The following is a 12,838-nucleotide window of genomic DNA, read 5'->3' as shown; positions in this document are numbered from 1 at the left end:
CGATGACCGATGCCCTTGGCCTGTTCGAGACCGCCCTGCTCGCCGGCACCGCCGCCCTGTCCTACATGGCGACCGGCATGGCGCTCCATTACCTGCGCCGGAACGCGATCCTGGACCTGCCCAACGAGCGCAGCAGCCACACGGTGCCGACGCCGCGCGGCGGCGGCTGGGGCATCGTGGCGACCCTGCTGCCCGCCTTCGCGCTGATCGGCTGGATCATCGGCTCATTCGACCGCATCGGCCCGGTCCTGGCGGGCGCCGCCGGGCTGGTCGCCGTCTCCTGGATGGACGACCGGCGCAGCCGCCCGGCCCTGTTCCGGCTGGCGGCGCAGATCGCGGCGGTGGCCCTGGGGCTGACGGCGCTGCCCGGCCACGACCTGGTCTTCCAGGGCTGGCTGCCGCTGTGGGCGGACCGGCTGGCGGCAGGCTTCTGCTGGCTCTGGTTCGTCAACCTGTTCAACTTCATGGACGGGATCGACGGGCTGGCGGGCAGCGAGGCCGCCTCGATCGGCGCCGGGCTGGCCCTGGTCTCGGTGATGGCGGGGCTGGGCCTCGTGCCGCTCTGGCTGGCGCTGGCGACGGTCGGGGCGGCGCTGGGATTCCTCGGCTGGAACTGGCATCCGGCCCGGGTCTTCATGGGCGACGTGGGCAGCGTCCCGCTGGGCTACCTGCTGGGCTGGCTTCTGCTCGGCGCCGCCGGGGCGGGCGCCTGGGCCGCGGCACTCCTGGTTCCGCTCTATTTCCTGGCGGACGCCACCTTCACGCTGCTGCGCCGCCTGGCGGCAGGCAAGCGCATCTGGCAACCTCACCGCGAGCATATCTACCAGCGCGCGGTCCAGGCCGGCCGAAGCCACTCCGACGTCGTGCTGTGGGTCCTGGCCGGCAATGCCTGCCTGGTGGCCCTGGCCGCCGCCTCGGTGACGGTCGGCTGGATGGCGCTGGTGCCGGGCGCGCTGGTCGTGCTTGCCCTGCTGGCCTTCCTGCCCCGTCCGGCCGGGAGGGCATGATGCGCGTCCTGGTGACCGGAGCGACCGGTTTCGTCGCCTCCGCCCTGATTCCGATGCTCGCATGCCGGGGCCACCATGTCCGCGCCGCGGTCCGCCGTCCTGGCGCCTTTCCCGTCCCCGACACGGCGGCGGTCGGCGACATCGGCCCGGAGACCGACTGGAGCCGCGCCCTGGAGGGGATCGACGCGGTCGTCCATCTCGCCGCCCGGGTCCACCAGGCGGAGGAGCCGGGCGATGCCGCCGCGGCGCTCGGCCTGCACCGCAGGGTCAACCGCGAGGGCACGCGTCGGCTGGCCGAGGCCGCCGCCGCCGCCGGGGTGCGCCGCATGGTGCTCGTCAGCACCATCAAGGCGGTGACCGAGAACGGCGCCGAGGACGCGGTGACCGACGAGACCCCGCCCCGGCCGAGTTCCCCCTACGGCATCTCCAAGCTGGAGGCCGAGCAGGCGCTGGAGGCCGTCGCCGCGCGGACCGGGCTGGAGCAGGTCGTGGTCAGGCCCCCGCTGGTCTACGGGCCGGGCGTCGGCGCCAATTTCCGGCAGCTGATGGAGCTGTGCCGGCGGGCTCCCCCGCTGCCGTTCGGGGCGATCCGCAACCGGCGCAGCCTGGTCTATGTCGGAAACCTGGCCGGCGCCATCGCGGCCTGCGTCGAACACCGCGACGCCCCGGGCCGCCGGTTCCTGGTCCATGACGGCCCGGTGCTGTCGACACCGGACCTGATCCGCGCGATCGCCCGCGCCCTGGGCCGGCCGGCGCGCCTGTTCGGCGTCCCGCCGCCCCTGCTGGGGGCAGCCTTCGGCCTGATCGGACGCGGCGACGCCTTCGACCGGCTGGCGGCGTCCCTGGAACTGGACGACCGGGCCATTCGAAAAACCCTGGGCTGGGAACCGCTTTGGTCTCAGGAAGACGCCTTGCGCACCACCGCGGAATGGTTCAATGCTGCGACCGGTCCATAGAGCAGCGCCCGTTGAGCTGATGAAATTCAATCGAGCCGGCCTCGCCTACCTCCACGACCTCCTGATGACGGGTCTCGCCTTCGTCGCGGCATTCTACCTGCGCGTAGGGGATCACCTGTTCGGATTCTATTTCGAAGGACTGCTGGAAGGCCTCGTGGTAGTGCTGCTGACCGCGGCCATCACCTACCGCCTCCTGGGGTTGTACCGGGGGATCTGGCGTTACGCATCGGCCCCGGACCTGATCCTGGTGACCAAGGCCGCCACGGTCGTCTCGGTCGTGTCCGTGCTGCTGCTGTTCCTGCTGACCCGGCTGGACACGATCCCGCGGTCGATCCCGGTGATCCAGTGGTTCGTGCTCCTGTTCCTGCTGGGCGGGCCGCGTTTCGGCTATCGCCTGTTCAAGGACCGGCGGCTGGCCCTGGCCGACTTCTCCGGCGGCGAGCACCGGGTGCCGGTGCTTCTGGTCGGCGCCGAGGACGGTTCCGACCAGCTGATCCGCGCGCTCTCCCACACGCCCCAGGCGGCGTACCGCGTGGTCGGCGTGGTCGACGACAAGGGCGGGCGGATCGGCCGGGAGATCCGCGGCGTGCCGGTCCTGGGCGGCGTGGAAGACCTGCCGACCGTGGTCGAAGCCTTGCAACGGCGCGGCGTGAAGGCCCAGAGGCTGATCGTCACCAAGCCGGAGGCGGACCATGACGGCGACCTGATCCGCCGGCTGCTCGACCTGGCCGAGCCGTTGGGGCTGTCGCTCAGCCGGCTGCCCAGCCTGACCGAGTTCAAGGACGCCCTGGGCGAGGGCAAGATCGAGCTTCGGCCGATCGCGGTGGAGGACCTGCTGGGCCGACCCCAGACGGTGCTGGACCGCAGCGCCATCGAGGGCCTGATCGCCGGGCGCCGGGTCCTGGTGACGGGTGCCGGCGGCACGATCGGCAGCGAACTGACCCGCCAGATCGCGGCCCTGGGCCCGGCCGAGCTGACCATGGTCGATGCGGGCGAGTTCAACCTGTACACGATCGACGGCGAGATCCGGGATCGCTACCCGGGCCTGGCCTGCCACAGCGTGATCGCCGACGTGCGCGAACGCGCCCGCGTGCTGCGGCTGTTCCAGGACGCGCGGCCCGACTTGGTGTTCCACGCCGCCGCCCTGAAGCACGTGCCGCTGGTCGAGGCCAACCCGGAGGAGGGCGTGCTGACCAACGCGATCGGCACGCGCAACGTCGCCGACGCGGCGCGGACCGTCGGCACCCGGGCCATGGTCCTGATCTCCACCGACAAGGCGATCAACCCGAGCAGCGTGATGGGCGCCACCAAGCGCGCGGCCGAATCCTATTGCCAGTCGCTGGACCTGCTGCCGGCGTCGGAGGGGGCCAGCACCCGGTTCATGACGGTCCGGTTCGGCAACGTGCTGGGCTCCAGCGGCTCGGTGGTCCCGCTGTTCCAGCGCCAGCTCGCGGCGGGCGGCCCGTTGACCGTCACCCATCCGGAGATGCGGCGCTACTTCATGACCGTGCGCGAGGCGGTCGAACTGGTGCTCCAGGCCTCCGCCTACGGCTCGGCCCATCCGCAGGGCCGTGGCCGGATCTTCGTGCTCGACATGGGCGAGCCGGTGAAGATCGTCGATCTGGCGCGCAACATGATCCGCTTGGTCGGGCTCCGCCCGGACAGGGACATCAGGATCGAGTTCACCGGGCTGCGGCCGGGCGAGAAGCTGTTCGAGGAACTGCTTTCCGAGGGCGAGGCGCCGACCCGCACCAGCGCCGACGGCGTGTTCCAGGCATCTCCCCGCGTGATCGACCACGCCGTGATCAACCGGCTGCTGAACGAGCTGGAGCACGCCGCCCGGTCGACCGACCGGTCCAGGACCCTGGCCACGCTGCGCACCCTCGTGCCGGATTACCGGGCCGAGGGTGCCGCGGCCGAGGATGCCGCGGCGGAGATCCCGCGCCAGGAACTCGGCTCCGACTGACATGAACCAGCAAGGATGAACGGCCCAGAATGAGCCAGCCGACATGAGCGGGCCGGCCGTGCCGGCGCGCTTCGCGACAGCCTGCCTGATCACCCTCCTGCTCGCCCCCCTGATCGCGGTCACCGTACCGCGCGGGCTTGCCCCGCTGATGATCGCCGGCTCGGTCATCGGCGTCCTGCTCCACCGCCTGGACACCGGCCGCTGGCCCGTCCCGCCGGTCCGCTGGCTGGTGATCCTGGGCGGCTTCCTGGCCTACGGCGCCCTGACCGCGCTCTGGAGCATCCGGCCGGGGCGGAGCCTGCATCAGGCGTGGGAACTGGGCTATGCGCTGCTGCCCGCCATGCTGCTGGCGACCGCCGCGGTGCGGACCCCGCCGCTGGACCGGCGGCGCGCCGGCCTGCTGGTGACGGCCTACGCCGCGGCGGTGATCCTGCTGATGCTGGACCTGCTGCACGGCCTGCCGGTCTACCGGCTGATGCGCGGCGGCGTGCCGCCCGACCCGGAACTCTACGGAGCGCTGATCAACCGCAACATGGTCGCGATGGCGGCGCTGTGCTGGCCGGTGTGCCAGGTGTTTTGGCTGCGTCGCCAGTGGGCAGCGGCCGCCCTGCTGCCGGCCGGCATGATCGTGCTGGTGACCGGGGGGGAGAGCGAGTCGGCGATGGTCGGGCTGCTGATCGGCCTGGTGATCCTGGCGGCCGCGACGGCGGCGCCGGTCGCCGTCCGGCATCTGCTGGGCGTCGGGGTCGTCGTCACCTTCCTCGCGACCATTCCGGCCATGGAGTATCTTTACGGCCTCGACCTGATCGATCGCGGTGACCTGCCCTTCTCGTTCCTCCACCGGATCGAGATCTGGCACTACGCGTCGAACCTCGTGTTCGAGCGGCCGCTGTTCGGGTGGGGGCTGGATTCGTCCCGTTCCTTGGCGGAGAACGTGATCGTCGACCGCGGCGGCTACAGCTTCCCGGTGCTGCCGCTCCACCCGCACAATGCGATTCTCCAGATCTGGCTGGAGCTGGGATTCGTCGGGGTCTGCTTCGGTATCGCCGCCGGGCTGACGATCCTGCGCGATATCGGCACCCTGCCGCGCGACAGCCAGCCGATCGCGCTCGCCGCCTTCGCCGGCATGCTCGCCATGATCTCGGTCGCTTACGGAATATGGCAGGTCTGGTGGCTGGGCGCGCTGTTCCTGTCGATGCTGGCGATCCACGTGCTTGCGCGCCAGCATCGAGTTGGATAGCTTCGACGGGGCTGATCGCGCCGGCCGCATCAGTTCCCCGAGACCCAGTGAATTTACCAGGTGGCTGATGCTGTCGAACAAGACAAACCCGCTTTCCAGGTGGGGCGCTTTGCTCTGTCTGCTGATGCTGCCCGCCTGCGGATACCAGCCGCTCCACGGCGCCAACACGCCGGCCGCGCAGCAACTGTCGCTCGTCCAGGTCAACAACATCCCGAACCGCCTGGGCCAGCAGCTCCGCAACAGCCTGATCGACCGGTTCTATATCGACGGCCGGCCGGTATCGCCGGAATACACCCTCGACGTCGCCTTGAACCCCTCCGTGATCAAGCTGGGCATCGCGGTGGACGACAGCGCCACCCGCGCCGAACTGAACGTCCTGGCGACCTATACGCTGCGGAACGCCCAGGGCGCCGCCGTGCTGTCCGGCACCACGACGTCCGTCAGCAACTTCAACATCCTGCGCAGCCAGTACGCGACCCTGATCGGGGAGCAGGACGCCTATGACCGCAGCGTGGCGCAGCTGAGCGAAGACATCACCCGCCGGTTGTCGCTGTTCTTCAACCGCGATCCGGTGACGGCGTCGGCGTCCTAGCAGGAGTTTCCAAGGAGGGTGCGCGTCCCGCGCACTCCGGTCGGCGGGACGCCGACCCTCCGCGAGGACAAGCGTCCCTGCCGGGCGTTCCCTCGCGGCGGACCTACTGGGACGCCGCCTGCGAGGAGGAGCTGATGAGCGGGGCTTCGACCTCGCCCAGATTGCGGAACACCAGGCGGAAATAGATCGTGTCGCCGCCCTCCTCGCCGGAGCGGACGGTATTGTCGCGCGATCCGATGACCTGGAAGGTGAAGCATTCGTCGCTGTAGGTCAGCGAGGCGCTGGTGCTGCGCAGCTTCTCCTCGGTCGCCTGGAGGTCGTAGCTCTGCGCCACGGCCGCGGACCAATATTGCGAAAAGGAAGAGCTGAGGGACGCGGACAGGAACTCGCGGCGCGGCGCGGTGTCGCCGCTGGTCGGCCGGTCGCGGTAGTAGTAGTTGACGCCGGCCCGCAGCAGGGGAACGCCGGCGCTGACGCGGAACTGCTGGACCTGGGCCTCCAGGTCCTCCTCCGAGAGCTGGAAATTGTATTGCAGGTCCAGGTAGGGGCCGGGCTGGACGCGGACGCTGCCGACGATGTCGGAATGACCCTCGCCCAGCCCCGATGCCTCGAGAGCCTGGTCGTTCCGGGAGATCTGGTAGCTCTGCCCCAGGAAGAATTCCGAGAAGCCGCCGCCGAAACCATAGAAGCCCGTCTTGGCGCCATAGGTGACCCGGGTTCCCGAATCGAGCCGGTCGACCCCGGGAAAGCGGTTGGGACGGAACAGGTTGTAGGCGGTCAGCTCGATATCCTGGCTGTCCTCGTTCGGGATGTCGTCCTGGTCGTCGACGTTGGGCGAGGTGGTGAACGAGACGATCGGCTCGATCACGTGCTGGACCGTGCCGATCTGGCGCGCCACCGGATACCGCATGGTGATCTGCCCCTGCGGGAACAGGCGGTAGTCGGTCGTGCTGTCCTCCCGCCCGGTCGGATCGTCCGGCCTGATATAGTCGGTGACGTAATAGGCGTCGCCCCGCAGGGTTCCGCTGACCGTGGTGATCAGGCCGGCGTCGGCGACGAACTGGCGCTGCCAGCCCGCCTCGATGGAGGCGCGCTGGGTGTCGCGCCCTTCCGGGCGCTGCAAGCCGACCAGGCCGAAATCCAGCGACCAGCGTCCGCCCAGCAGCGAGTCGGGTTCGCCGAGCATCTGTGCCTCGGCGAGCGGGATCACGTAGGGCTCGTTCTCGTAAAGCTCGCGCAGGTCGTCGAACCGATAGGCGTTCGCGACCGCGTAGTTGCGGCCCTGGAAGCCTTCGACGAAGGCGCGGCTGGTCAGGATGTCCTCGCCGCTGATCCGGTACCGCCGGAGATAGGACCGGTCCGACGTCTGCTGGAGGTTGAAGCCCGCCCGCCAGGTCTCGTCGAGATCGAACAGCCCTTCGCCGAACAGGTGGCCGCGCCAGCGGTCCTCCTTCACCTCGCCCGAGGTCGTCGTCCGGTCGGCGTTGACGATGCTGCCGTCGAGGAACAGGCGGCCCCGCTCGAACCGCTGGCGCCACTCGCCGCGGACCTGGAGCCCGTCCTCCGTGCTGAACATCGGCGTGATCGTCGCGTCCATGTCGGGCGCGATCGTCCAGTAGTAGGGGACCGCCGCGAAGGTCCCGAGATTGCCGCCATAGCCGAAGATCGGGCTCAGGAAGCCGCTCTTCCGGTCGACCGTCGGGTCGGGATGCTCGAAATAGGGCGTATAAAGCACCGGGATGCCGAACATCTCGAGCCGGGCGTCGCGATAGATGACCTCCTTCGCCTCCTTGTCGTGGACCACGCGGTTGGCCCGGAGCTGCCAGAGCGGCGCCCGGGTCGGGTCCTCGGCGCACAGGTCGCAGGGGGAATAGACCGCTCGGTTGATCCGCATGAAGCGGCCCCCGTCGGTCCGCTCCGCCTCGGTCCCGGCCAGCCGGGAATTGTCGGTCAGCAGGGCGCGGACCTGCTGCACGAAGCCCTGGGCCAGGTCGTCGGTCAGTTCGGCGTAGTCCGCGAACATCACGTCGCCGCTCGGCTCCAGCAGGCGGATGTTGCCGGTCGCGGTCACCACGCTGGTGCGTTCGTTGAAGGAAACGCGGTCGGCCAGCAGCAGGCGGTCGCCCTGGGCGAGCTCCACGTCGCCCGTGGCGGTCACGATGCCCAGTGTCTCGTCATAGGTGAGCTCGTCGGCGTTCAGCAGCACGGGCTGGCCGCCCCCGGCCTCCTGCGCCGATGCCGCGGGAACGCCAGCCGCCGCCGCGATCCCCAGGGCCACCAGGCCGCCGCGCAAGCTGTTGCGCAGTCCCCGTTCAGGACGCTTCGAACCCTTATCCCGGAAGGAAAAAGCACGCACAAGAATACCCTTCGGAGCGGCCCCGGCGGAGCGCTCCCCAGTGGAGGCGGATGGTTGGCGATGGGACTTGGTCCGCGGCCCTGTACCGGTTCCCTGATTAATCGAAGGCCGTCCGGGAGGCAAGCCGCATCGGACCGGCAGCCGGTACAAAGGTCACAGGTGCTGCACTCCGGCAACCCTCCGCCCCCATCCTCACCTTCCCCCGTCCCCGCGGCCCATGTTTAGTGCCGCACCGGCCATTCGCCCGTTCCGCTTCGGGTGCCGGGCGGGCATACTCCGCCGCGTCGCGCGAACGGAGGGTTGGGGGAATTCTGGTTGTGGAGTATCTGGCGGTTCTCCTGCGCGGCATCCTGCTGGGGATCGCCATCGCGGCGCCGGTGGGGCCGATCGGCCTGCTGTGCATCCGCCGCACGCTTCAGGGCGGGGTCCTCACGGGGTTCGCCACCGGCCTCGGCGCCGCGGTTGCCGACGGGATCTTCGGCGCGATCGCGGCTTTCGGCGTGCAGGCCATGACCGACTGGCTGGCCGGCCATCAGACAACCTTCCGGCTGGTCGGCGGCACCGTCATGCTGCTGATCGCGGCCAGGGCCTTCACCGCGGAGCCGCACCCGCGGGAGATCACGCGGGACATCCGCACCATGCTGGGCGGCTTCGCGGTCGGGCTCGGGCTCACCCTGACCAACCCGATCACCATCTTCGCCTTCGTCGCGATCTTCGCCGGCTTCGGGCTGGGCGGCGAGCTCGCGTCGGACTACGAGGCGGCGGTCCTGGTGCTGGGCGTCTTCCTGGGCTCCGCCCTGTGGTTCCTGACGCTCAGCGGCAGCGTGGCCATGATGCGGCACATGATCTCGGACGGCGTGTTCCGGCGGATCAACCAGACCGCGGCGGTGCTGCTGGCCTGCTTCGGGATCTATGCGCTGTACAGCGCGGTCCTCGGCTTCGCCGGGCCGGCCTCCGCGATGAACTGAACGGGGCGGCGCAGACGGAAAAGGCGCCGGCCGCTCTCGCGGGCCGGCGCCTTTTCCGGATCGTTCCCGGGCGGAAGGAGCGCTCAGGCGAGCGCGTCCTCGCCGTCGATCACCGCGGAGACGGCGTGGATCACGGAAGCGATCCGGATCACGTCCTGCACGGCTTCCTTGGAGACGCCCTTCTTGACGACCTCGTGCTCGTGGCTCTCGATGCACATGCCGCAGCCGTTGACGGCCGAGACGGCGAGCGACCACAATTCGAAATCGACCTTGTCCACCCCCGGATTGCCGATGACGTTCATGCGCAGGCGCGCCGGCATCTGCGCGTAGTCCTTGGTTGCGGACAGGTGGACGAAGCGATAGTAGATATTGTTCATGCCCATGATCGCCGCGGCGGCCTTGGCACCGTTCAGCGCCGCCGGCTCGAGGTGCTGCCCGGCGTCGGCGACGATGGCACGGATCACTTCGGGCTGGCGCGATGCGAGGGCGGACGCGACGGCGGTACCCCAAGCCTGCTGCGGTGTCAGGTTGGGCGTGTTGAACACGCCGGACAGGTTCAGCTTCAGGTCCTTGGCGTAGTCGGGCAGCTTGCCCTTCAGCGCATCGATCGACATGGCAGGCAATTCCTAAGTGCGGACAGGTGAATGCAGATCAGGCCGGTACGGGAACCGGCGCCGGCACGATGGGCGCCCTTCGGCGCCCACCATGGCGAGTCCCTTCGGAAAGCGGGATCAGGCGGCCTGCAGGGTGTCCTGGCCCTTCTGCCAGTTGCAGGGGCACAGCTCGTCCGTCTGCAGGGCGTCCAGGACGCGCAGGACTTCCTGCGGGTTGCGGCCGACCGACAGGTCGTTGACCGAAACGAAGCGGATGATGCCCTCGGGGTCGACGATGAAGGTGGCGCGCAGCGCCACGCCCTCGGCCTTGTCCAGGATGCCCAGCTCGGTGCTCAGCTCGCGCTTGATGTCGGCCAGCATCGGGAACGGCAGGTCGCGCAGGTCGTCGTGGTGGACGCGCCAGGCGTGATGCACGAACTCGCTGTCGGTCGAGGCGCCGAGGACCTGGACGTCACGGTCGGCGAACTCGCCGTTCAGCTTGCCGAACGCGGCGATCTCGGTCGGGCACACGAAGGTGAAGTCCTTCGGCCAGAAGAACACGACCAGCCACTTGCCCTCGAAGGAGCGGTCGGTGATCTGGGCAAAGGCTTCCTTCATATCGGTGGAAACGACGGCCTTGAGGTCGAAGGCGGGAAACTTGTCGCCGACAGTAAGCATGAAACTCGCTCCGTATGCTGCAGTGCACTAAATTCGAACAGTTCCAAAACTGGCGGCAGCCCTATGATAAATCCAATCGCATTTTCCGAACGCAGTGATAGGAGAGGCCGATGAGTCAGGCCGTCACGCTCAAGCACCTGCGCTATCTGGTGGCGGTCGCGGACACCCTGCATTTCGGCCGGGCGGCGGATGCGGCCAACATCAGCCAGCCCAGCCTGTCGGCCCAGATTCAGCAATTGGAAGAAGCACTTGGCACCCAGCTGGTAGAGCGCACGAAACGCCGCGTGATGCTGACCCCGATCGGCACCGAGGTTGCCGAAAGGGCGCGCCGCATCCTCGCCGAAGTGCGCGACCTGGCCGACAGCGTGCAGGGCGTGGCGGCTCCGCTGGCGGGCGACCTGCGACTAGGTGTCATACCCACGGTCGGCCCCTACCTGCTCCCCAGGGTCCTTCCTTCGCTGCGCCGCACATATCCGGACCTGCGACTCTATCTCCGGGAGGACCAGACCGGGCGACTCGTGGAACGGCTCAAGGGCGGCGACCTGGACACGCTGATGCTCGCCATGCCGGTGGCCGAGCCGTCCTTCGAGGCCGAACCCCTGTTCGACGAGACCTTCGTGGTCGCGCTGCCCGCCGGCCACCGGCTGGCGGCGCGCAACCAGGTCAGCGAATCGGACCTGGCCGACGAGCAGGTCCTGCTGCTGGAGGACGGCCACTGCTTCCGCGACCAGGCGCTGGCGGTCTGCGGCCATGCCAGGGCGCGCGACCGCGAGAGCTTCGCCGCGACGTCGCTGGACACGCTCCGCGAGATGGTCGCGAGCCGCATCGGCATCACCCTGTTGCCCGCGCTGTCGGTGACCGGCGCCTCCGCGCCGAACGGGTCGGTGGAGATCCGTCCCTTCGCCCCGCCCTGCCCGTCCCGCCGAATCGCCCTGGTCTGGCGGCGCGAGGCCGCCCGCAGCCGCGAGTTCAGGGAATTGGCTCAGTTCCTGCGCGACAATCTGCCGCTGGGTGCCCAACCGGTCGGCTGACCGGGCCCCCGCTTCGCGGCGGAGGCCCGGCGGGACCTGATCAGGTCCCGGCGACGGTCATGCCCTCGATCCGGATCGTCGGGGCGTCCATGCCGTAGCGGAACTCAAGGTCGCTGGCCGGCTCCAGGACCTTGAACATCTCCTTCAGGTTGCCGGCGACCGTCAGCTCGCTGACCGGATAGGCGATCTCGCCGTTCTCGATCCAGAAGCCGGCGGCTCCCCGGCTGTAGTCGCCGGTGATCCCGTTGATGCCCATGCCCATCAGTTCGGTGACGTAGAGGCCCTGGCCGATGTCGGCGATCAGCTCCTCCGGCGAGCGGGTGCCCGGCGCCATGTAGAGGTTGCTGGGCGAGGGCGACGGCGGGCCGGAGGTGCCGCGCGAGGCGTGCCCGGTCGAGGTCAGGCCGAGCTGCCGGGCCGAGCGCAGGTCGAGCAGCCAGGTGGTCAGCCGCCCCTCCTCGATGATGTTGCGCCGGGAATTGGCGACGCCCTCGCCGTCGAACGGCTTGGAGCGCAGGCCGCGCCGGACGTGCGGGTCGTCCACGATGGTGATCTCGGGCCGGAACAGCTGCTCGCCCATCTTGTCCTTCAGGAAGCTGGTGCCGCGCGCGATCGACGGCCCGGTGATCGCCCCGGACAGGTGGCCGATCAGGCCGCGCGATACCCGCGGGTCGTAGACCACCGGCACCTGGCAGGTCCTGACCTTGCGCGGGTTCAGCCGGCGCACCGCCTTCTCGCCGGCGCCCCGGCCGATCTCCTCCGCCGAGGCCAGGTCCTCGGCGAAGACCTTGGAGCTGTACTCGTAATCCCGCTCCATCCCCGTGCCCGTCCCGGCCAGCACCGACACCGACAGGCTGCGGCGCGAGATGGAATAGGCGCCGGCAAAGCCGTTGCTGGCGGCGATGGCGACGTGGGATCGGCTCCAGCTCGCCTCCGCCCCTTCGGAATTGGTGACGCCCTGGACGGCCAGGGCGCTCTCCTCGGCGATCCGCGCCTGCTCGATCATCTGCTCGGCCGACGGCTCGGTCGGGTCGTCCATCTCCAGGTCGGTCGGCCAGCCGCGGGCGAGCTGGTCGGGATCGGCGAGGCCGCTGAAGGGGTCCTCCGGCACGTTGCGGGCCATGGCGACCGCCCGCTCGACCAGGGCCGCCAGCGTGTCGGCGCTGCGGTCGGTGGTCGAGACGATCGCCTGGCGCTTGCCGACGAAGACGCGCAGGCCCAGGTCGCCGGCTTCCGCCCGCTCCAGCCGCTCCGGCTGGCCCAGCCGCTGCGACAGCGACAGGGAAGCGCCGTCGAACAGCACCGCGTCGGCGGCGTCGGCACCGGCGGCCTTGGCCTTCCCGATCAGGTCTTCCAGCAGCGAGAGGGAGGCGTTGTGGGAATCAGCAGGCATCGACATCTCCGGTCCATTTCATTTCGCGCACGCTCTTTCGGACGTCCCTATCAAGGTG

11 protein-coding genes are annotated in these 12,838 nt (G+C 69.6%); 7 read left to right on the top strand and 4 right to left on the bottom strand.

Annotated features, from left to right (window positions below; all coding sequences use genetic code 11):
* The first annotated feature begins 2 nt into the window (after nt 1-2).
* The 5 genes from IGS68_RS03025 (at nt 3) to lptE (ending at nt 5,761) form a co-directional block, all read left to right on the top strand.
* Nucleotides 3-1,007, top strand: coding sequence for an MraY family glycosyltransferase (locus tag IGS68_RS03025; RefSeq protein WP_201077213.1), 1,005 nt, complete (start codon nt 3-5; stop codon nt 1,005-1,007).
* Entirely contained in the window at nt 1,004-1,963 is a 960-nt protein-coding gene (locus IGS68_RS03020; protein WP_247881150.1) for an NAD-dependent epimerase/dehydratase family protein, read from the top strand. Before IGS68_RS03025 ends, IGS68_RS03020 begins: the two co-directional genes overlap by 4 nt.
* Nucleotides 1,964-1,982: 19 nt before the next feature.
* A complete protein-coding gene (locus IGS68_RS03015) occupies nt 1,983-3,929 on the top strand; it encodes a polysaccharide biosynthesis protein (RefSeq protein ID WP_201077212.1) in 1,947 nt (648 codons plus the stop codon).
* A gap of 43 nt (nt 3,930-3,972) precedes the next feature.
* Nucleotides 3,973-5,169 carry an O-antigen ligase family protein gene (locus tag IGS68_RS03010; RefSeq protein ID WP_201077211.1) on the top strand — a complete coding sequence of 399 codons (1,197 nt, stop codon included), beginning with the start codon at nt 3,973-3,975 and terminating at the stop codon, nt 5,167-5,169.
* Between the two features lie 109 nt (nt 5,170-5,278).
* A complete protein-coding gene (lptE, locus tag IGS68_RS03005) occupies nt 5,279-5,761 on the top strand; it encodes an LPS assembly lipoprotein LptE (RefSeq protein ID WP_201077210.1) in 483 nt (160 codons plus the stop codon).
* A 103-nt stretch (nt 5,762-5,864) separates the two neighbouring features.
* On the opposite strand, the gene IGS68_RS03000 is transcribed toward lptE, so the two are convergent.
* The gene (locus IGS68_RS03000) at nt 5,865-8,054 is read right to left on the bottom strand and encodes an LPS-assembly protein LptD (RefSeq protein WP_247881149.1); all 2,190 of its coding nucleotides are present in this window, start codon (nt 8,052-8,054) and stop codon (nt 5,865-5,867) included.
* Nucleotides 8,055-8,434: 380 nt separating this feature from the next.
* Here IGS68_RS03000 and IGS68_RS02995 point away from each other — a divergent pair, with 380 nt between their 5' ends.
* Nucleotides 8,435-9,085 (top strand): LysE family translocator, encoded by a 651-nt coding sequence (locus IGS68_RS02995; protein ID WP_201077209.1) that lies wholly within the window; start codon nt 8,435-8,437, stop codon nt 9,083-9,085.
* A gap of 83 nt (nt 9,086-9,168) precedes the next feature.
* On the opposite strand, the gene IGS68_RS02990 is transcribed toward IGS68_RS02995, so the two are convergent.
* Complete coding sequence (locus IGS68_RS02990) at nt 9,169-9,699, bottom strand: carboxymuconolactone decarboxylase family protein (RefSeq protein ID WP_201077208.1); 531 nt, start codon at nt 9,697-9,699, stop codon at nt 9,169-9,171.
* A 117-nt stretch (nt 9,700-9,816) separates the two neighbouring features.
* Nucleotides 9,817-10,356 (bottom strand): peroxiredoxin, encoded by a 540-nt coding sequence (locus tag IGS68_RS02985; RefSeq protein ID WP_201077207.1) that lies wholly within the window; start codon nt 10,354-10,356, stop codon nt 9,817-9,819.
* 110 nt (nt 10,357-10,466) lie between these two features.
* On the opposite strand from IGS68_RS02985, the gene IGS68_RS02980 reads away from it, so the two are divergent.
* The gene (locus tag IGS68_RS02980; RefSeq protein WP_201077206.1) at nt 10,467-11,387 is read left to right on the top strand and encodes a LysR substrate-binding domain-containing protein; all 921 of its coding nucleotides are present in this window, start codon (nt 10,467-10,469) and stop codon (nt 11,385-11,387) included.
* 40 nt (nt 11,388-11,427) lie between these two features.
* Here the strand turns inward: IGS68_RS02980 and IGS68_RS02975 are convergent, their stop codons facing one another.
* Nucleotides 11,428-12,786, bottom strand: a complete 1,359-nt coding sequence (locus IGS68_RS02975) for a TldD/PmbA family protein (protein WP_371821879.1) — start codon at nt 12,784-12,786, stop codon at nt 11,428-11,430.
* Between the last annotated feature and the right edge of the window lie 52 nt (nt 12,787-12,838).

Source organism: Skermanella sp. TT6 (assembly GCF_016653635.2).
Lineage (GTDB): Bacteria > Pseudomonadota > Alphaproteobacteria > Azospirillales > Azospirillaceae > Skermanella > Skermanella cutis.
The sequence above is the reverse complement of the archived record's forward strand: the minus strand, read 5'-3'. Positions and strand labels throughout refer to the sequence as shown.

Coding starts and splice junctions, on each gene's coding strand:
- IGS68_RS03015 (WP_201077212.1), top strand. CDS start 1,983: ATGAAATTCAATCGAGCCGGCCTCGCCTACCTCCACGACCTCCTGATG.
- IGS68_RS03025 (WP_201077213.1), top strand. CDS start 3: ATGACCGATGCCCTTGGCCTGTTCGAGACCGCCCTGCTCGCCGGCACC.
- IGS68_RS02975 (WP_371821879.1), bottom strand. CDS start 12,786: ATGTCGATGCCTGCTGATTCCCACAACGCCTCCCTCTCGCTGCTGGAA.
- IGS68_RS03010 (WP_201077211.1), top strand. CDS start 3,973: ATGAGCGGGCCGGCCGTGCCGGCGCGCTTCGCGACAGCCTGCCTGATC.
- IGS68_RS02985 (WP_201077207.1), bottom strand. CDS start 10,356: ATGCTTACTGTCGGCGACAAGTTTCCCGCCTTCGACCTCAAGGCCGTC.
- IGS68_RS03020 (WP_247881150.1), top strand. CDS start 1,004: ATGATGCGCGTCCTGGTGACCGGAGCGACCGGTTTCGTCGCCTCCGCC.
- IGS68_RS02980 (WP_201077206.1), top strand. CDS start 10,467: ATGAGTCAGGCCGTCACGCTCAAGCACCTGCGCTATCTGGTGGCGGTC.
- IGS68_RS02990 (WP_201077208.1), bottom strand. CDS start 9,699: ATGTCGATCGATGCGCTGAAGGGCAAGCTGCCCGACTACGCCAAGGAC.